General features: G+C 52.4%; 16 protein-coding genes. 14 read left to right on the top strand and 2 right to left on the bottom strand.

Annotated elements, in window-relative coordinates; genetic code table 11:
* The 6 genes from ACQ76X_RS12490 to ACQ76X_RS12465 form a co-directional block, all read left to right on the top strand.
* The coding region (locus tag ACQ76X_RS12490; RefSeq protein WP_438494166.1) for an EAL domain-containing protein at positions 1 to 1,117 on the top strand (1,117 nt) is incomplete at its 5' end.
* On the top strand, positions 1,098 to 2,066 hold the full coding sequence (locus ACQ76X_RS12485; RefSeq protein WP_438494164.1) for a GGDEF domain-containing protein: 969 nt from the start codon (positions 1,098 to 1,100) through the stop codon (positions 2,064 to 2,066). The genes ACQ76X_RS12490 and ACQ76X_RS12485, both read left to right, overlap by 20 nt.
* A gap of 115 nt (positions 2,067 to 2,181) precedes the next feature.
* Positions 2,182 to 2,619 (top strand): hypothetical protein, encoded by a 438-nt coding sequence (locus ACQ76X_RS12480; RefSeq protein ID WP_438494188.1) that lies wholly within the window; start codon positions 2,182 to 2,184, stop codon positions 2,617 to 2,619.
* Positions 2,620 to 2,706: 87 nt separating this feature from the next.
* A complete protein-coding gene (locus ACQ76X_RS12475) occupies positions 2,707 to 3,606 on the top strand; it encodes a selenium metabolism-associated LysR family transcriptional regulator (protein ID WP_038590524.1) in 900 nt (299 codons plus the stop codon).
* Between the two features lie 86 nt (positions 3,607 to 3,692).
* On the top strand, positions 3,693 to 4,262 hold the full coding sequence (locus ACQ76X_RS12470) for a GNAT family N-acetyltransferase (protein ID WP_438494186.1): 570 nt from the start codon (positions 3,693 to 3,695) through the stop codon (positions 4,260 to 4,262).
* Between the two features lie 22 nt (positions 4,263 to 4,284).
* Positions 4,285 to 5,172: a PHP domain-containing protein gene (locus ACQ76X_RS12465; RefSeq protein WP_438494185.1), complete on the top strand. Its 888-nt coding sequence runs from the start codon at positions 4,285 to 4,287 to the stop codon at positions 5,170 to 5,172.
* A 191-nt stretch (positions 5,173 to 5,363) separates the two neighbouring features.
* Here ACQ76X_RS12465 and ACQ76X_RS12460 read toward each other — a convergent pair whose 3' ends face one another.
* Complete coding sequence (locus tag ACQ76X_RS12460) at positions 5,364 to 7,277, bottom strand: Rqc2 family fibronectin-binding protein (protein WP_438494162.1); 1,914 nt, start codon at positions 7,275 to 7,277, stop codon at positions 5,364 to 5,366.
* 192 nt (positions 7,278 to 7,469) lie between these two features.
* Here ACQ76X_RS12460 and ACQ76X_RS12455 point away from each other — a divergent pair, with 192 nt between their 5' ends.
* From ACQ76X_RS12455 to ACQ76X_RS12435, 5 genes are all read left to right on the top strand, one after another.
* Positions 7,470 to 10,286 carry a calcium-translocating P-type ATPase, SERCA-type gene (locus tag ACQ76X_RS12455; protein ID WP_438494160.1) on the top strand — a complete coding sequence of 939 codons (2,817 nt, stop codon included), beginning with the start codon at positions 7,470 to 7,472 and terminating at the stop codon, positions 10,284 to 10,286.
* A gap of 139 nt (positions 10,287 to 10,425) precedes the next feature.
* Entirely contained in the window at positions 10,426 to 11,262 is an 837-nt protein-coding gene (gene dapF / locus ACQ76X_RS12450; protein WP_438494159.1) for a diaminopimelate epimerase, read from the top strand.
* Between the two features lie 272 nt (positions 11,263 to 11,534).
* Positions 11,535 to 13,187 (top strand): spore germination protein, encoded by a 1,653-nt coding sequence (locus ACQ76X_RS12445; RefSeq protein WP_438494157.1) that lies wholly within the window; start codon positions 11,535 to 11,537, stop codon positions 13,185 to 13,187.
* Positions 13,177 to 14,388: a Ger(x)C family spore germination protein gene (locus ACQ76X_RS12440; RefSeq protein WP_438494155.1), complete on the top strand. Its 1,212-nt coding sequence runs from the start codon at positions 13,177 to 13,179 to the stop codon at positions 14,386 to 14,388. Before ACQ76X_RS12445 ends, ACQ76X_RS12440 begins: the two co-directional genes overlap by 11 nt.
* Before the next feature lie 20 nt (positions 14,389 to 14,408).
* Positions 14,409 to 15,512 (top strand): GerAB/ArcD/ProY family transporter, encoded by a 1,104-nt coding sequence (locus ACQ76X_RS12435; protein WP_438494153.1) that lies wholly within the window; start codon positions 14,409 to 14,411, stop codon positions 15,510 to 15,512.
* On the opposite strand, the gene ACQ76X_RS12430 is transcribed toward ACQ76X_RS12435, so the two are convergent.
* The gene (locus tag ACQ76X_RS12430; RefSeq protein ID WP_076111293.1) at positions 15,485 to 15,742 is read right to left on the bottom strand and encodes a hypothetical protein; all 258 of its coding nucleotides are present in this window, start codon (positions 15,740 to 15,742) and stop codon (positions 15,485 to 15,487) included. The two genes, ACQ76X_RS12435 and ACQ76X_RS12430, sit on opposite strands and share 28 nt — an antisense overlap.
* Positions 15,743 to 16,126: 384 nt before the next feature.
* Here ACQ76X_RS12430 and ACQ76X_RS12425 point away from each other — a divergent pair, with 384 nt between their 5' ends.
* The 3 genes from ACQ76X_RS12425 to remA are packed head-to-tail and all read left to right on the top strand — an operon-like array spanning position 16,127 to position 19,248.
* Entirely contained in the window at positions 16,127 to 18,001 is a 1,875-nt protein-coding gene (locus ACQ76X_RS12425; RefSeq protein WP_438494152.1) for a bifunctional homocysteine S-methyltransferase/methylenetetrahydrofolate reductase, read from the top strand.
* 38 nt (positions 18,002 to 18,039) lie between these two features.
* Entirely contained in the window at positions 18,040 to 18,936 is an 897-nt protein-coding gene (locus ACQ76X_RS12420) for a YicC/YloC family endoribonuclease (protein ID WP_342439781.1), read from the top strand.
* A gap of 51 nt (positions 18,937 to 18,987) precedes the next feature.
* Positions 18,988 to 19,248, top strand: a complete 261-nt coding sequence (remA, locus tag ACQ76X_RS12415) for an extracellular matrix/biofilm regulator RemA (RefSeq protein WP_006209218.1) — start codon at positions 18,988 to 18,990, stop codon at positions 19,246 to 19,248.
* The last annotated feature ends 14 nt before the right edge of the window (positions 19,249 to 19,262 follow it).

Genomic DNA, 19,262 nt, shown 5'->3' with positions numbered 1-19,262 from the left:
ATGCACCTGTTTTGGCTTTCCTCTTAAACCTTTGCCTGCTGTTGCAGGCAGAGGTTTTTTTGTTGGCGGCGAGCTTGAAGACTTTAGCGGTCATATTGAAAGGGAAAATGGAGCGTATAGGACGGTCACTTTATCGCTGCTTAATATTTCCTGTTTATACTCGGAAGAGAGTGACAAAATTCACGTAGAAAAGCATACAGGTGATATGATGACCAAACCGTGGGCAATGCCCCCAAAATTATCGGTGATTTCCCAATACCTTCAGCATCTTAATGGAAGGATGAGAGGTGAGATCAAGGAACTGGGAAGATTGACCGCGTTCCTGGATATTATGAATAACAAACGGCTGGATACTTTTTTTCAGCCGATACTGCAGCTGTCTTCCGGACGGACCATTGGACATGAGGTACTGAACAGGCCTCCTGGCTCGGTACATTTCCCGACTACAGAGCATTTCTATGAGTTTGCCGGGCGCACGGAGCAGATGTTCCGCTTCGAGCAGGATTGCCGCAGGCTGTCGCTTTCAAGGTATGTGGAGCGGCTTCCGAAATCAGGTGCGGAAAGTGAACGGCTTGTCTTCATCAATGTGCATCCGGGAGTGCTGAATGATGCCCGCCATAAAAGCGGAGAAACCTTGGGGCTGCTGCAGGAGCTCGGGTTGTCACCTGGGCGGATTGTTTTTGAACTGACCGAAAGGCAGGCTGTGCAGGATTATGTAGGCTTTGAAAAAGTGCTGTCTCATTACCGCGAGCAGGGCTTCCGGATCGCTGTCGATGATGCCGGCTCCGGGTATAACAGCTTGAAGACACTGGTGTATTTAAAGCCGGAATTCATCAAGCTGGACAAGTCTCTGATCCACGGCATTCAGGGCAACCGGGAACAGCAGGAACTTTTGGAGCTGGTCCGGGAATACGCCGAGCGTTCATCGACCCGGGTGATTGCCGAAGGAATCGAGACAGCCGGGGAGCTGCAATTTTTGCAGCAGTCGGGGATTGAATTCGGACAGGGGTACGCTCTGGGCAGACCCGTCCATCGTCCCGTGCATGGATCTTTCCCCTCCGATATCGTTAAAGTTCCGGTGAGAGGAGGCTACAAGCATGTTTCTTCAGATCGGTGAAATCGCGGAGCAAATTCCGGAGATTTCCCCTCAGCATAAATGCGAATACGTGGATCAAATATTCAAAAGCAATCCCCAGCTCCAAGGAGTGGCGGTAACCGAAAACGGGCATCCGGTTGCATTAATTATGAGAATCCGATTTTACCAGCAGATAGGCACTTTATACGGTTATACGCTGTATATGGGAAGAGCGGTTTCGCTCGTGATGGACAGAAATCCGCTTGCCGTAGAGTACAAAACACCGATCACCGAGGTCAGCAGGCTGGCAATGAACAGAAATGAAGAGAATCTTTATGATTATGTGATCGTTATCCATGAAGGTGTAATGTTCGGAGCCGTGAGTGTAAGGGATTTGCTGCTTAATTTTGCCGAGATTCAGGCTGTAGCCGCCAGTTTTCTGAACCCACTTACCGGTCTGCCGGGTAATCTGAGCATCAATGAATGGATGGTGAAATCACTGCTGCAGGAGCAATTCAGCGTACTTTATATTGACCTTGACCATTTCAAAGCTTATAACGACACCTATGGATTTAAGGAAGGGGACCGGATGATTCAGGCGACTGCGGAAATTTTAAAGCACTGTGCGCTGCGTCTGGAGGGCTTTTTAGGGCATATCGGCGGGGATGACTTTATCATTTTCATCAATAATTATGATTATGAGGATTGCTGCAGGATCATCATCAGGGAATTTGAGACAGCGCTGAAAAGCTTCTATCATGCCGGCCATCTCGCACAGCAGTATGTGCTGACCGAAAGCCGCTCAGGAGTGATGGAAGAGATTCCACTCGTCTCGATTTCCATCGCCATAGTGACCAACCGCTTCCAGCGTTTTGATTCCATCGAAGCCATTTCGGGTGAGGCGGCGCGGATCAAGAAAAAATGCAAAATGATCAAAGGCAGCAGTCTTGTGGATGACGCAGACAGAATTACAAGCGGGTCCGGCAACTAACACTGGTATTTCGCATTCGCTGATTAGGGGCGTGCTTGAACAACCCGCGTCAATGCGGTAAGATTGACAACAATAAGAGAGCATGCCAAGACCCTTTCGGTGGAGTGTGATGATAATGCATGGCAAGGGGATGGAATGGTGGGGGGCGTTTGAACCCTTCCACATCATGCTGAATGACTACAGGGTCGCTGATATTGTGATTACCAATCATGCCAAGAGCCGCTATCTGGACCGGATTAACCCGGAAAGCAGTGACAGCGGACAACTCAGTGCATGGATGTGGCAATGCCTGAACCAAAACCGGATCAAACCTTACCAGCAAAAGGAGCATAACGCGTATTTGATTGACGAGGATACGTTAGTCATTGCCGAGTTTAGGGAGCTGGAAGATGTAACGAGCCTCTCCGGGCGTCCGCTGTATGTTATGGTAATCGTATCTTATCTGGGTCGGATCTCCGCGACTCCCCAACTGCGTGACCTGCAAGCTTATTATTCGCATCTGCGCAACTCACGCCGCATGAAGCTAATGAAGAAGCGCCGCAAACGCAAATAATGCACAGCAATTACAAAGAAGGTATGCGGCGGGTGGCTGCATGCCTTTTTTAGAATAATTTATGATCTATGAAGGGGCTTTGAGTGCATGAATTTTCATCAGCTTCATATTTTTTATACGGTATCTGAACGGGGGAGCTTCTCTGCTGCAGCCCAGACACTGCATATGACGCAGCCGGCGGTAACGATGCAGGTACAGGCATTGGAAGACTATTTCGGAGCCAAGCTGTTCGACCGTTCGAGTAAAAAAATTGTGCTCTCCGAGGCCGGCCGGACGCTTATGCCCTTCGCGCTGCGCAGCATTCAACTGATGCGGGAGACAGATCAGGCGATGTCTGCCTTTACCCATATGCTGGAGGGACGGCTGCAGCTCGGGGCAAGCCTGACGATTGGAGAATATGTACTGCCGCGTCTGCTGGGCCCTTTTGGCAAAGCGTATCCGAATATTTCGATCATGATGAAAGTGATGAATACGTCGCAGATCATGGAGGAAATTCACAAACACCAGCTAAATTTCGGGCTGATCGAGGCGCCGGTGTCCCATCCCGACATGGAGATTGAACCGGTCATGGGCGATGAGCTCAAGCTGATTGTTCCCAGTGAGCATCCGCTTGCAGACAGGGATGAAGTTACACTAGAGGAAGCGTTGGAGTATCCGTTTGTGCTGCGCGAACAGGGCTCGGGAACACGAAGGGTGATGGAAGAACAACTGATAGCCAAAGGGCTGGATCCGGCCGCAATGCGAGTCGTGATGGAGCTGGGCAGCACAGGCGCGGTAAAATCAGCGGTGGAGGCCGGGCTGGGTCTGACCATAATCTCAGCCTCCTCGGTTAAGCATGAGGTGACACTGGGGCTACTGAAGATTGTGAATCTGTCAGATACTTCTTTTAAGAGACAATTCTATGCGATTCATCTAAAATCAACGCTGCTGCCGATCTCTGCGGTTACGTTTCTGACCTTTTTGCGCCAGCACGCGAACGACCGGTAGGCGATTAGGATGGTACTGCGGAATCCCATGGTATGAAGTTTACGAGGAGAGGTATGCGAAAAATAGTGGGATAGGGGAGTCTGATGATGGTCATTTTGCTGCGCGGTGAGAAGGTTGTCTTGCGGGACCTGAGGGAAGAGGATATCCGCAAAATCTATTATTTCTATTATGAGGCAAAAGATCGCGAGTTTCTGCAATGGGATGGTCCCTACGAACCGCTGGAGCAAGTAAGCTATGCGCAATTTGCGGAAAAATATAACGGGATGCTGGCACTTGTGGGTACGGATAAACCGCGGAACCGTTTGATTATCGAGATTGATGGTGAGATTAAGGGAAGCGTGGGCAGATACTGGGTTTCGGAAGTCACGAATTGGTTTGAAATCGGAATTGCTATTTATGACTCCCGTTATTGGTCTGGAGGATACGGTACCGAAGCCTTCAGCATGTGGATGGAATATCTGTTCAATTCGCTGGATACGGTCCGTCTCGGCATAGGCACCTGGTCCGGCAATATCCGGATGATGGGGCTGGCCGCCAAATGCGGGATGGTGGAGGAAGCCCGTGTCCGCAAAGCGCGGATTGTGCGGGGCGAATATTATGACGCCATAAAGATGGGGATTCTTCGTGAAGAATGGGAGTCTGCAGGTACATTATAAACTTAGGACAAGGAGTGGCATGATGGAGAACGATGTGGAAGCCAGCAACCCTATAGATGGTGCTAAACCAGGAGTATATGGCCGATGTGATTTACATACCCATACACAGGCTTCGGATGGAATGCAGCCACCGGCGGAAAATGTGCGGATTGCCCGTCATAAAGGGCTGGCCGCAGTAGCGATTACCGACCATGATACGGTAAGCGGCGTTGCCGAAGCGCTGGAAGCGGGCCTGAAGTACGGGATTACTGTTGTACCCGGCGTAGAAATCAGCACCCGTGCAGAAGGTAAGGAGATTCATGTGCTTGGATATTATATCGATACACAGCAGGAACTGTTTCTCTCGCGGCTTGCAGAGCAAAGAGACACCCGTGCCAAGCGCAATGCGTCTATTATCGGCAAGCTGCGCGGACTCGGCATCAATATTACGCTGGACAATGTTATTGCAGGGATCGGCCGCGAATTGAAGCCTGATGAAAGTATCGGGCGGCCCCATATCGCTGATGAACTCGTACGGCTGGGCGCGGCAGCGGATATGCGCGAGGCCTTTGATAAATATTTGGCAACTGGTGCGGCGGCATATGTCTCTCCCCCGCGGATTACACCTGAGCTGGCCTGTGAGTGGATTATTGAAGCCGGAGGCACTCCGGTGCTGGCTCACCCCGGCATCTATGGTGATGATGAGCTGGTGCGCGGCATTCTGACCCGAAGCTCTTTGCGGGGCATTGAGGTCTATCATTCCGACCATACTCCTGCCGATGAGGAGCATTATCTGGCGATGGCCGAACAATTCGGCCTGGTTGTTACCGGCGGCTCGGATTTTCATGGTGCGCGGCAGGGTGTAATCTTCCACGGTGATCTGGGAAGCGTTACGGTCTCTGCCGATGTGCTGGAGCGGCTAAAGGGATAGAGAGTTAAGTACGCCTGCTTAATCCGATTAACCACAGGGGTCAATACAATAGCTGAAAGTAATAGTTATGAACATTGACGATTTGAAAGACCAGAAAGTTAAAGAACCTCCAAGCCCGAGACGATATTTCGTCAGGCTTGGAGGTTCTTTGGTCTGCCCGGATATTTGAAATAACGAAGAAGGGCCCGGAGCTAGCTTCTCAAAGCATTCGGCAGACTTTTGATCCGCGCCTCATCCGGTGTGACAAACAGTGTCTTCTGGTGATCGTAAATGACAAAGCCGGGCTTTGCACCGCTTGGCTTGCGGACATGGCGGATCAGGGTGCAGTCCACTGGCACGCTGCTTGACTGCTTGGCCTGACTGAAGTAGGCGGCAAGCTGAGCCGCCTCCTCCAGGGTGGCATCGCCGAATTCCTCGCTGCGGATCACGACATGCGAGCCGGGGATATCTTTCGTGTGCAGCCAAGTGTCATTGGCAGAAGCCAGCCGGTTCGTGACGTATTCGTTCTGCAGGTTGTTTTTGCCGACATAGATGTCCACGCCCTCGGAGGAGGTAAACACCTGTAAGGTAGGACGGGTGGTTTTCTTCTTCTTTTTGCCCTTTTTGCTGCGGTCGCGCATGTAACCCTGGCTGACAAGCTCATCGCGGATTTCCTCGATATCATTGAGCGAGGCGTGGGCCAGCTGCTGCAGCAGTGTTTCCATGTAAGCAATTTCCTCATGGGTTTTGATCAGCTGCTCACCGATGACCCGCAGGCTGTTCTTGTATTTGTTGTATTTCTTGAAGTAACGCTGCGCGTTGTCCGAAGGCGTCAGCAGCGGATCAAGCGGAATGGTCGTCTCCGCCTGGTTCTCATCGTAATAGTTCACCAGCCGGGCTTCCTTGTCGCCCTTGGACACGGCATACAGTGACGCAAACAGCAGCTCGCCCCAAATCCGGTAACGGTCGGCATCTTCCGCTTCTTCCAGGTCTTTCTGGAGATTGGCGAGCTTTTTAATATTTTTGCTCCGCTCATTGCCCAGGAAGCGAATCAGGTCACTGACGCGCTGCTTTACAGTATCCCGCTCCGCTTTATCTCCGTAATAGTCTTCCATGCAAACGCTGATCGAGCTGTAATGCTTCAAGCTTTCATCCGGCAAGGCCAGCGGAATTGCAGAGAAAACGGGTTTGCCTTTGGCATTCGTCCCTATAACCGGTGAAAACCGGAATTCCCGCACCGGAGCCAGCACCTGATTAAAGGCCTCCCACAACAGGAGCGGATTCCCGCTGCTGTCGTCAGAAGCATCATCCTGCTGATCGCGTCCGGGCTCCGCGGCTTCGGAACCGCCGGCGCTGCGCTGCCGCACAATTTCTCCGGCAATCAGCGGACTCATGCCGCTGAAGGCATGCACCATCCATCCGATTGGATCGGCTGTTGGCGATGGACCGCCTGAACCATCCGCTTTGGGCTCTTCCAGAGACCGCAGCAGGTCCGCAATCTCGCCCTCAATGATTTCCTCAGGCTCTTCTTCCTCCTGGGTGCCTGCCAGCAGTGCTGCTTCTTCTGCCGAGGAGAACAAAGTAACAAAATCCTCTTTGCCGATCTCCAGCGGATTCAGCTTGTGCTGCTGCGGCGGCTCCAGGTAGGCGATGCCGGGCATGACATTCCGGTAGCTGCTGATTGATGGGGTAACGTGATGAATACCGTCGATGATTGTGCCCGTGGAGAGATCGGTCAGAATGATATTGCTGTGCCGTCCCATGAGCTCAATAATAATTTTTTTGGCCGAAACGTCTCCCAGTTCATCCCGTGTCTTGATGTTTATATGAATGATGCGTTCCATGCCGACCTGGGTGATGCTCTCAATCGTGCCGCCTTCGCAGTGCTTGCGCATCAGCATGCAGAACATTGGTGCTTCCACAGGATTAATCGTGTTCCGGTCCGTCAGATGCAGTCGCGGGTAGGTCGGATTGGCCGACAGCAGCAGCTTGCCTCCGCCGCCTGCGCCGCGCAGGATGAAGATAAGGTCGTGAGCGTTTGGTTGATATATTTTGCCGACGCGTGCACCGATGAAAGGCCCAAGCTCATGCACGATCGCTCTTGTAACGATGCCGTCTAATGCCATGATAATGTTCTCCTGTCGCATAATAATAAATTTCTCTTCTCTATGATGCCATACTTTAACACATTCGCGCAAAAGGAGAAGCTCTGAAGCTGTGATATTTTGGGACGACCATGAATAGACTTTGTCATGAACAGGTGGAAAAGCTGTGCGCCGCCGGAAGTCAAGAAACGACCGGGAGGGGAAAGAATAGTCATGGAACAAAAAAGTTGGCACCGGCTCGGTGCGGAGGAACTGCAGAGGATGCTGAACATTCAGCCTGGAGTAGGCCTAAGCGGAGAGGAGGCGGAGGAGAGACGCAAAGAGAGCGGGTATAACGAGCTTTCGGAGGGGAAGACAATTTCTCCGATCACCTTGCTGCTGAATCAGTTTAAGGATTTTATGGTGCTTGTGCTGATGGGGGCGACGCTGGTATCCGGACTTTTAGGTGAATATCTGGATGCAATTACGATCATCGCTATTATTTTACTCAACGGAGTTCTGGGTTTTGTCCAGGAATTCCGTGCCGAGCGTTCACTCCGCGCACTCAAGCAGCTCTCGGCACCTTCTGCCAAAGTGCTGCGGGGCGGAAAGCAGGAAGTTATACCGGCAAAAATGCTGGTGCCCGGCGACATCGTTCTGCTGGAAAGCGGCGACCGGATTCCAGCTGACATCCGCTGGCTGGAGTGCAGCGCACTTTATGCCGAGGAATCTGCACTGACCGGCGAATCGCTGCCCGTCTCTAAGCACGCGGAACCGATTCATGCCGAGGAGATTCCCTTGGGGGACCAGAAAAATATCGGCTTCATGGGGACGATGGTAACACGGGGCACAGGTAGGGCGGTTGTAGTCCGTACAGGGATGGATACCGAGATGGGCAAAATTGCCGATCTGATCCAGAACACTGAATCGCAGGAAACGCCTCTGCAGCACCGCCTAGAGCAGCTTGGAAAGATTTTGATCTACGTTTCGCTCGGTCTGACCATTGTCGTCGTCGTTGCTGGCATTCTGCACGGTCAGCCCGCTACAGCGATGTTCCTGGCAGGCGTCAGTCTTGCAGTTGCAGCCATTCCGGAAGGTCTGCCGGCGATTGTCACCATCGCGCTCGCACTTGGTGTGCAGCGGATGATCAAACGCAAAGCGATCGTCCGCAAGCTCCCTTCGGTGGAGACTCTCGGATGCGCCTCCGTAATCTGCTCTGACAAGACAGGCACCCTGACCCAGAACAAGATGACGGTAACGCGGCTGTGGACCGGAGGACGCAGTCTGGACGTGACGGGCGAAGGTTATGCTCCCAGCGGACAAGTGATGGAGAAGGGGCGTGCCGTTGATCTCAAACATGATCAAAGCCTGCGGCGCATGCTTCAGGTCGGGGCTTTATGCAGCAATGCCGAAATTGTTGAGTCTCTGTCCAGTGACAGCCGAGGGAAACGCAAGGGAAAGGATAAAGGTGAAACGGACAAGGCGGCAGACACCCAGTCGGTATGGGAGCTCAAGGGCGATCCTACCGAAGGCGCATTAGTCGCTTTATCCGCGAAGATGGGGCTTACTGCCCAGTCGCTTGCTGTAACGTATGCCAGAGAGAAGGAGTTTCCTTTCGATTCTGAGCGCAAGCTGATGTCTGTGATCGTGGGGCATCCCGGCGGACGTATGATCTGCACCAAGGGAGCGCCGGATGTGCTGCTGAGCAACTGCGCCTATATGCTGTGGGAAGGCGGGGTTGTCCCTTGTACGCCGACTTTGCGCCAGAAGGTGCTGGAAGCGAACGAGGAGATGGCTTCCGGAGCGTTGCGTGTACTAGGGATGGCTTACCGTGAGCTGCGATCCGGCGAAGCAGCGGACAGTGAAAAAGAAGCGGAATCCCAGCTGATATTTGTCGGACTGGCCGGAATGATCGATCCTCCGCGCCGTGAAGTGCGCGACGCGATCAGCATTACCCGGCGGGCAGGAATCAAGACAGTGATGATTACCGGTGACCACGGAACTACCGCCGAAGCCATTGCCCATCAGCTCGGCATTCTGCAGCGGGGTGGAACCGTTCTGACCGGCTCCCAGCTAACGCGGATGACTGATGATGAGTTGGATAAGGTGTCGGACTCTGTATATGTATACGCCCGCGTCTCTCCTGAGCATAAGCTGCGGATCGTCAAATCTCTGCAGCGGCGGGGCCATGTTGTGGCTATGACCGGAGATGGTGTGAATGACGCTCCGGCGATTAAAGCGGCGGACATCGGGATTTCCATGGGCATCACCGGCACCGATGTCACTAAAGAAGCATCAGCGCTTATTCTCGGAGATGATAATTTCTCAACGATCGTGGCAGCTATAGAAGAAGGGCGGAATATTTACGAGAATATCCGCAAATTTATCCGTTACCTGCTGGCTTCCAATGTCGGAGAGATTCTGACGATGTTCTTCGCCATGATGCTGGGGCTGCCGCTGCCGCTGGTGCCGATCCAGATTCTCTGGGTCAATCTGGTCACCGACGGACTGCCTGCGATGGCGCTGGGCGTGGATCAGCCGGAGAAGGATCTGATGGAGCACAAGCCGCGCGGAGCGAAGGAGAATATTTTTGCCCGCCGCCTGGGCTGGAAAATCATCAGCCGGGGCCTGCTGATCGGTCTGTGCACCCTGGGCGCCTTCTGGCTGACGCTGCGTATTGATCCAGGCAGCCCGCAGCAGCTCATCCGCGCACAGTCGGTTGCTTTTGCTACATTGGTTATGGCTCAGCTTATTCATGTATTTGACTGCCGCAGTTCCCGTTCGGTGTTCCACCGCAATCCTTTCCAGAATAAATATCTGGTGCTCGCCGTCTTGTCATCTATTGTGCTAATGCTGGCTGTTATGTATCTGCCGCCGCTGCAGCCGGTATTTAAGACCGTACCGCTCAGCTTCCGCGAATGGTGTCTGGTGCTGGTCACCGCCGGTATCCCTACCTTCCTGATGGGAGCGGGCAGCGTGTGGGGCGGCAAGAAGAACCGCAGCCGCAGCGGAGGCCGGACGATGATAAAAAGTACAAAAATTTCAGCATAAAGTCAATAGCTTAAGACCACTCCTTAAGGTATGCTAGTCTCAAAGAAGCCTAAACATCGCGTAAGCTTCCGAAGCAAGTTTTGTACGATGCGTTTCGGAAGATGTGAATGCTAACAAACTTTTAGGAGTGGGATTTTCAATGGAATTTACAAAAATGCACGGACTTGGCAATGATTTTATTATCGTATTCGGTGAGCAGGTGCTGCCGGGCAATGCTTCCGAGCTTGCAGTTACCTTGTGCAACCGGTTCTTCGGCATCGGAGCCGACGGTCTTGTCTACATTCTTCCGTCGGAGCGCGGAGACTATATGATGCGCATTATGAATTCGGACGGCTCAGAAGCGGAGCAATGCGGAAATGCAATCCGCTGCGTCTCCAAATATGTATATGAGCAGGGTCTCGTCAGCTCGGAGCAGATTGTGATTGAAACCATCGGCGCCGGTGAACAAAAGGTATCCCTGCAGGTGAAGAACGGCGTGGTGGAGAAGGTTACGGTTGATATGGGAGAACCTGTATTGTCGGGCCCGCAGATTCCGGTGGGGATAGATGCTGAGCCTGTGCTGGACCAGCCGATCGAGGCGGACGGAACGGAATTCAAGTTCACGGCCGTATCCATGGGCAACCCGCACTGTGTAATCTATGTGGAGGACGCCGTGTCGTTTGATCTTGCGACCTGGGGGCCGAAGCTTGAGGTGCACCCGCTTTTCCCAAGAAAAGTGAACGTAGAATTCGCGACAGTGCTAAACCGCAGCCATGTCGATATGCGAGTCTGGGAACGCGGCGCCGGACCGACCCTGGCCTGCGGCACCGGAGCCTGCGCAACGCTGGTCTCCTCGGTACTGAATGGCCATACAGACCGCTCGGCCACGATCAGCCTGAAGGGCGGCGATCTGTTTATCGAGTGGAATGAGAATGACAACCATGTCTATATGACCGGACCTGCCCAGGTTGTATATACCGGCTCGGTAGAAGTTTAATCCTGCAGGGATTTCGTTATCCAAACTGAATAAGGTGTGCAATACAAAAGGATGACCTCAAGCTGCCCGCTTGCAGGTCATCCTTTTTGCAAACATAAGAATTTATATGCTTCACGCTATAAATTATCCTTCTATTTCTCGCTGATACGGATACCGTCCTTTTGAGGACGGTATCCGTTTCCACTTGTTGTTCCAGAATGGCATCATATCCGAATAATGGCAGAGTTAACCGTGAATAATAAGAAACAGTAGGAGAGAGGGGGGGGAGCCGGGTGAACTCGAAGCGATATCTTACAAGAAACGGGGCAAAGGATGCCCGCGAGCAGCGTTTAGGCAGCGGCGGTCCAAAACTGTCAGAAAATCTTGGCCAGAGCATAGAGAACATACAGACGGAGCTTGGTAACAGCCCTGATCTCAAAGTCCGCCAGATCCAAATTGGCGGAGTCCACCCTGTGCAAGCCGCGGCTGTTCATCTGAGCGGGCTCGCAGATACCGTCGCAGTCAATGAATTTGTGGTAGGGTCACTGCTCGATAATACCGCAGGGCTTACGGATGGCATGGACGAAGCTGACAGAGGGGTAGACTTGCCATCACGGATCCTAAGCTCTGCTCTGGAAATAGGTGAAGCGGACTTCAAAGAGGAATGGAACGATATCATGCTGGCCGTGCTTTCCGGAGATACGGCGATTCTGGTGGAAGGTTACACTTCAGCTATTGTGTGTGAGACCAGAGGCGGCGAACAGCGCTCTGTCACTGAGCCGTCTTCGCAGCTCGTTGTCCGCGGGCCCAAAGATGGCTTCGTAGAGTCCGTGGGCACCAATATCGCGCTGATCCGCCGGAGAATCAAGTCTCCCAAGCTGCGGCTGGAGTATATGAAAATCGGCTCGGAAACCCAAACCCATGTGGCCATCATGTATATGAAGGAAATCGCCGGTGAGGATTTGGTGCAGGAGGTCAGAGACCGCCTGCATAAGATCGCCATTGATGAGGTGTTGGAGTCCGGATTCCTGGAGGAATTGATTCAGGACAAGACTTTTACACCCTTTCCGACAATATACAATACAGAACGGCCCGATGTGGCGGCTGGTAATCTGCTGGAAGGCAGGGTTGTAGTGATCGTGGACGGTACACCCTTTGTGCTGATTCTGCCGGCTGTATTTACTCAATTTTTTCAGTCGGCAGAGGATTATTCCCAACGGTTCGATATTGCGATACTGATGCGGATCGTCCGTTACATGAGCTTTGTCGTCCTGCTTCTCGGCCCTTCTATCTATATCGCTTTAACCACTTATCATTATGAGATGATCCCTACAACCCTGCTGATTAACCTGCTGGCCCAGCGGGAGAATGTGCCTTTTCCGGCTTTTGTCGAGGCCTTGCTGATGGAGAGCGCATTTGAAATTCTACGTGAAGCGGGCGTGCGGATGCCGCGTGTTATCGGACAGACGGTCTCAGTCGTAGGTGCGCTTATCCTTGGCTCTGCAGTCGTGGAGGCAGGAATTATTACTCCGATTATGGTTATTGTTGTTGCACTCACAGGGATTGCAAGCTTTGCCATTCCTGCCTACAATATGGCGATTGCCGGACGGCTTATCCGCTTCGCCTTTCTGCTGCTGGCCGCCATGTTCGGCTTCTATGGCATCACCCTTGGCTTAATTGTGCTGGTAGCACATATGAACAGTCTGCGTTCCTTCGGCGTTCCCTATTTGTCGCCGTTTGTTCCGCTCTCGTTAAAAGGGCAGAAAGATACGATCCTGCGGTTGCCCTTGTGGCTGATGAGACCAAGCAAATCCCCGCAGCAGATGCGGGCGGAACTGCCGGACTACATGAGGGTCACGACAGGTCATGATTCTGAACTCGCACCTTTGATTCTTAAGGAGAACGATGCTATGCCGGTCGATGAAGGAGGGCGAAATGAAGATTAAGCCTTCCTGTCTGATCTTATTGTCCATTCTGCAGATTATGCTGCCGCTTGTTCTCGCCGGCTGCTGGGACAGTGTCGAGCTGAACAGGAGGGCCATCGTCTCCGGCGTGGCCATTGACAGAGGTCCCTCGGAGAAAGAGAAGTATCGGCTGTCCTTTCAGGTGATTGTCTCGGAGGAAATCTCCGGAGAGAATACCCGGAGTACTTCACCGGTGTCTTTGTATACCGGCAGCGGCCGCACGATGTTCGAGGCACTGGCCAACGCTTCGCGGCAAACTGCGAGATTTCTGTCGCTTGCCCATGTCCGGGTGCTTGTCATTTCGGAGGAGTTTGCCCGTGAGGGAATTAAGGACATGCTGGATGTGCTGGAACGGGAGAGCGATACACGGCTCACCAGCCTGATGTTCATTTCCAGAGGCCAGCCGGCGAGCGACCTAATGTCAACGATGACTGTGTTCAGCAAAATCCCCGCCAATGATCTGGTGGAGAAGCTGGAGACCACCTCGAAGCAGTTCGGTTACAACTTCAGGGTGGAGGTGGATGATGTCGTCAGGGGGATCCAGACCGTAGGCGGAGGTCCAATTATTAACGGGGTGTTTACCACAGGGGACAGGAATTCCGCAGACACCAACGATAACATGAAGACGATTGCTCCGAGCGCTATTCTGAGAGTGTCTGGCATTGCGGCGTTTAGGGATGATAAGTTGAGGGGTTGGCTGGATGGCAACGCTGCGCTCGGTACCGTACTTTTGCATAACAAAATTAAAGAGGTGCCTGTAATAGTAAAGAGCCCGGCGGGCGGCTATATTTCCTTCAATGTATACAAATCCCAGGTTCATCTGGAGGTTCAGGCGAAGGATCCGGAGCATCCTGTAATTACTATTAAAATAACCCAGCAGGCCGCGCTTAAGGAATCGGCTAACGTGCTTAATCTTACCTCTCCCGAGGTATTGGAAGAGCTTTCGGGCCGGCTGACCGATGAGACGAGAAAACAGATTGAGGCAGCGGTATCGGCAGCCAGGGAGCTAAAGAGTGATTATCTCGGCTTCGGAGAGGCGGTAGAACGGAGAAATCCGCGCGGCTGGAAAAAGGTCAGAGATCACTGGGAGGATGTATTTGCGCATTGTGAGGTCAGAATCGAGGCGGATGCTGTGATCAGGCATACGGATATGAGGAGCAATTCTTTTCAGGTCAATAAGTGATGCGAAATAAAGGGGGGGGCATGATGGGAACCATCAAAATTGGTCTAACCCAGTTTTTCAGCTTGACCTTGCTGTTTGAGCTTGGGACGGCACTTGTCGTTAATTTGGGAATGGAGTCGGGGAGGGATGCCTGGCTCTCAATACTGGTCGGCTGTCTGGCAGGAATTGTTGTGTTTGCGGGCTACGCTTATCTCTACCGGAAACACCCGGAGCTGCCTTTTACAGCCTATACCCGGAAACTGCTGGGCAAAACGCTGGGAGTACCGGTTGCGGTGCTGTACATCATTTTATTTATCAACCTGGCAGCGCGGGATTTGCGTGATGGCAGCACGATGCTGGCCATGGCGACCATGCATAATACCCCGCTGTTCATTCTCAGCAGTCTGATGGTTTTATCAGGAGCCTATGTCCTGCATAAAGGGATAGAGGTGCTGACCAGAACTTCGCTTGTTTTTGCCGCTATCGTCCTGATCATTGGTGTGTTCAGTACAATTATGCTGGTATTGTCAGGCTCAATTAACCTGCACCGCCTGCTTCCCATGCTGGAGGACGGGATCACACCGGTACTGGCTTCAGTCGCACATCAGAACTTTATGTTTCCTTTTGGCGAAATGATCAGTTTTACAATGCTGATGCCCTACTTGTCCAATGTAAAAAAAGGCCCATGGATTATTGCCGCAGCCATGCTGGTATCCGCGCTGCTGCTGAGTTTTACCATGGCTCTTAATATATCGGTGCTGGGTGCAGATATCGTTCAGCGCTCGCCGCTACCGCTGATGCCGACGATCAGCAAAATCTCCATTTCCGATTTTATTCAGCGGGTAGATATTTTTGTGGTTATGGTGCTGATTATCGGCGTGTTTTTCAAAATGTCCGTGTTTTTTGCCGCCGCCTTGATTGGAATATCCGAGCTGTTCGGTATCCCTTACCGGAAAATGATCTATCCGTGCGCACTGATTATCCTGTTTACCTCCATCCTGGACGCCCGCAGCTTTGTCGAACATCTGGATGAAGGCGGAAGGCTGCTGTATATGGTATATCCTCTGTTTATAATGGTTATCCCAGCCATCCTGATTATAATCACGGCGTTGAAGAGCTATTTCTCGGCCCCCCGCCCGGGCTGACTGCCGCGAACCCAATAGATTAGGTCTGGAACCAGCAGTGACAGCAGCATGATTGCCGCAGCCAGCTTCTCCGAGGCGGAATAGAGCAGGTAGTTCATGATATATCTGATGTTGCCCATCCCATAGCCGAACAGCCAGTCGCCAAAATACAAGTAAAGCAAAGAAAGTGTGGATAACAACAGGATTACAGCGTATTTGCGCAGCAGTAGCCTTCTTGTTCTTTTTTTCAAGGTAGCATCCTCCTTATATAAGAATAAGGCTATATAAATTGAACTTAAAAACTTGAGATAAGGGAAAGGAGCAACGGAGGGGGATTTTGGAACTGGAGGAACGGTAGTGTCCGCCTTTGTCTTCGGATTTCTACCGCTAAATAGCGGTTAAAATCAAGAAATCTGAAGACAACAGCGGCCGGAAGTCCAAATATTCACCGTAGTTGCGACTGATCCAGTACTCTAAAACCACAAGTTCAATCTATATAGTATGAATCATTTCTTTCCTAGCCATGCAAAGGCAGTGATGGAGCGGTTAGGCTTTTGGGCTTTGAATGCTTATCATCCAACCCGATTTATGTTACATTAGTATGAACTAATGACAGTTTAGGGGAGGTTCTTGCGGTGAAGCCGGATTTGCGCTCTGCGTGGAATACGAATGTTTTGGTCGGGGACGGAGCCATGGGAACCTTTTTATATCAAAAAGGGTTTCCAGTCGGCATCTCCTACGAAGAATTGAATCTGACCTCTCCGGGGGTCATTGAAGACGTGCATCGCAGCTATATTGAAGCTGGAGCCGTGCTGCTGGAGAGCAATACGTTCTCTGCCAATTATGACAGGCTGTCCAAATACGGATTGGAATCAAAGGTTGGGGAAATTAACCGTGCAGGTGTGCGGATTGCCCGGCAAGCTGCCGGTGAAGCAGGATATGTAGTCGGTGCGGTAGGTTCCATTCGTGCCGGCAAACGGGCAAATCTTTCTTCGTCGGAGCTGAAGCGTTATTTCACGGAGCAGATCACCGCACTGCTGGAAGAGCAGCCGGACGGCATCATGCTGGAAACCTTCTACGATGTGGAAGAGCTGCATTTGGCACTGCGGACGGTGCGGAAGCTCAGCGGGCTTCCGGTCATTTGCCAGCTTGCTGTAGATGAAACGGCGCGAACGCTGGATGGATTGACATTGCCGGAAGCCTTCCGCATTTTGGAACAGGACGGAGTGGATGTGATCGGCTTCAATTGCCGGACCGGGCCCAACGGCATCAAGCGTGCGTTGAAGACGCTTCAGGGCAGTCTGACACTTCCGGCGTCGGTATATCCGAATGCCGGAGTAGCGGATTATGTGGACGGGCAGTACCGCTATGGCGCCACACCGGATTATTTCGGCCAAATGGCTCCTGTGTTTGCCGGGCTGGGCAGCCGGATCATCGGCGGCTGCTGCGGGACTACTCCGCAGCATATCGCCGAAATCTCGGCTGCACTGCGTGATTATGCTCCGCAGCCGCTGCCAGAACCGACTCTGAAGAAGAGCCCGGAGCGGATTGTGGTGCAGGAACATCTCGGCGAGGATGAAGGCCGCAGCGGCGGCGAACCGACACTTGTCGATCTGGTCAAGGAGCGCCACACCGTTATTGTAGAGCTTGACCCTCCCCGTGACCTGGACATCGCCAAGTTTATGAGAGGTGCAGATGCGCTGCGCAGAGCAGGTGCAGATGCGCTGACCCTTGCGGATAATTCACTCGCCGTAACACGGATGAGCAACATGGCTCTCGGGCATCTGGTTCAGGCCCGAACAGGACTCCGGCCATTAGTGCACGTGGCCTGCCGCGACCGGAATCTGATCGGGACCCAGTCGCATCTCATGGGTTTTGATGCGCTAGGCATCGACCATGTGCTGGCGGTGACCGGAGATCCGGCCCGTTTCGGGGATCTGCCGGGATCCAGCTCGATATATGATCTTACTTCCTTTGAGATCATCCGGATGATTAAGCAATTGAACGACGGGATCGCTTTCTCCGGCAAGCCGCTCAAGCAGAAGGCGAAATTTGTGATCGGAGCCGCATTTAATCCCAATGTCAAACATTTGGACAAGGCGGTGGAGCGGCTGGAGAAGAAGATCGCTTCCGGCGCGGATTATATTATGACCCAGCCGGTGTATGATCCAGAGCTGATCGCCCGTATCGCCAAAGCGACCGAGCATCTGGATATTCCGATATTCCTCGGGATCATGCCACTAGCAAGCGGCCGCAATGCAGAATACCTGCATAACGAGGTTCCCGGTATTCAGCTCTCCGCAGAGGTGCGCAGCCGGATGCAGGGTCTTGAAGGAGAGATTGGCCGGGCTGAAGGCGTGGCCATCGCCAAAGAGCTGCTGGACGCGGCGACAGAGCATTTTAACGGCATCTATCTGATGACGCCATTCATGTTCTACGAGATGAGCGTCCAGCTGCTGGAGTACATTTGGGAGAAACAAGGGCGCAAATTGTCCCCCTTGTTTCGCTAGTAATAATCAATTACAATAGTGTAATGGATGTGATTCCGTTGTCATTTAGCATGACCGGATACGGTCAATCATCCCTGCAATTCGGCGGTTACAAGATTACGTTCGAAGTCAAATCGGTGAATAACCGTTACTGCGAAGTTGTGCTGCGGATGCCCCGGGATTGGACGGGTTATGAGGATATGCTGCGAAGAAAGGTTCTGCATCATATCAAACGGGGACGGGTAGATGTCGTCATTAATAGAGAAATCACTGAAGAGACAGCCTCCGTTCAGATGCTGAACCGCCCGGCGGTCAAGTCCTATCTGAAAGCCGCGGAAGCGCTGAAGGACGAGTTCGGATTTACGGGCGAGTTGACTTTACGTGATATACTTTCTATGCCCGGTGTAATGGAGCTCAAGGAGGAGGCGGCCGCCACAGGATTTGCATCCTTTGAAGAGTACTCCGGGATGCTTGAACTGGGGCTGGAGCAAAGCCTTCAATCCCTGCTGGAAATGCGCGCCCGGGAAGGCGGTTATCTTGCCGCTGACCTAACGCGCCGGCTAGGGCATCTGGAGGAGCTGCACGCTGAAATGGCCGCACTTGCTCCTGCAGTAGTAGTTGAATACCGTGATAAGCTGCGGTTGCGGCTGAACGCGCTGAATGACGGGACTTTCCCTTTTGAGGAGCATAAATTCGGAATGGAAATTGCTACCTTTGCCGACCGCTGTAACATTGATGAGGAGCTTACCCGGCTGTACAGTCATTTTGAACAATGCAGAGCTTTGCTGAAGGGAAGCGAGCCGGCAGGACGCAAACTGGACTTTCTCATTCAGGAGATGAACAGGGAGACGAATACAATCGGGTCGAAATGCAACCATCTGACTCTAGTGAATCTCACGCTTGATATGAAAGCTGAGCTGGAGAAGATACGCGAGCAAGCAGCGAACTTAGAATAACAGGTAGTTCAATCAAGCAAAGATGTAACTTATGGGGGGAACAACCGGAACATGGCAATCAAATTAATCAACATCGGCTTTGGAAATATCGTATCGGCCAACCGCATTATTTCCATTGTCAGCCCGGAATCTGCACCAATTAAACGTATTATCCAGGAGGCCAGAGACCGGCATATGCTGATCGATGCGACCTACGGCCGCCGGACGCGGGCCGTTATTATTACAGACAGCGATCATGTCATTCTGTCGGCCGTTCAGCCGGAGACTGTGGCACACCGCTTATCCAGCAAAGATGACGATAACGACGAATAACAACAAATGGAGTG

The organism is Paenibacillus sp. IHBB 3054, assembly GCF_051594305.1.
Classification (GTDB): domain Bacteria; phylum Bacillota; class Bacilli; order Paenibacillales; family Paenibacillaceae; genus Paenibacillus_AQ.
Note: the sequence above shows the minus strand (reverse complement) of the source record. Positions and strands in the feature narration are given on the sequence as shown.

Excerpts from the sequence above, each read along its gene's own strand:
- ACQ76X_RS12485 (WP_438494164.1), top strand. The coding sequence starts at position 1,098 with ATGTTTCTTCAGATCGGTGAAATCGCGGAGCAAATTCCGGAGATTTCC.
- ACQ76X_RS12480 (WP_438494188.1), top strand. The coding sequence starts at position 2,182 with ATGCATGGCAAGGGGATGGAATGGTGGGGGGCGTTTGAACCCTTCCAC.
- ACQ76X_RS12475 (WP_038590524.1), top strand. The coding sequence starts at position 2,707 with ATGAATTTTCATCAGCTTCATATTTTTTATACGGTATCTGAACGGGGG.
- ACQ76X_RS12470 (WP_438494186.1), top strand. The coding sequence starts at position 3,693 with ATGGTCATTTTGCTGCGCGGTGAGAAGGTTGTCTTGCGGGACCTGAGG.
- ACQ76X_RS12465 (WP_438494185.1), top strand. The coding sequence starts at position 4,285 with ATGGAGAACGATGTGGAAGCCAGCAACCCTATAGATGGTGCTAAACCA.
- ACQ76X_RS12460 (WP_438494162.1), bottom strand. The coding sequence starts at position 7,277 with ATGGCATTAGACGGCATCGTTACAAGAGCGATCGTGCATGAGCTTGGG.
- ACQ76X_RS12455 (WP_438494160.1), top strand. The coding sequence starts at position 7,470 with ATGGAACAAAAAAGTTGGCACCGGCTCGGTGCGGAGGAACTGCAGAGG.
- dapF (WP_438494159.1), top strand. The coding sequence starts at position 10,426 with ATGGAATTTACAAAAATGCACGGACTTGGCAATGATTTTATTATCGTA.
- ACQ76X_RS12440 (WP_438494155.1), top strand. The coding sequence starts at position 13,177 with ATGAAGATTAAGCCTTCCTGTCTGATCTTATTGTCCATTCTGCAGATT.
- ACQ76X_RS12435 (WP_438494153.1), top strand. The coding sequence starts at position 14,409 with ATGATGGGAACCATCAAAATTGGTCTAACCCAGTTTTTCAGCTTGACC.
- remA (WP_006209218.1), top strand. The coding sequence starts at position 18,988 with ATGGCAATCAAATTAATCAACATCGGCTTTGGAAATATCGTATCGGCC.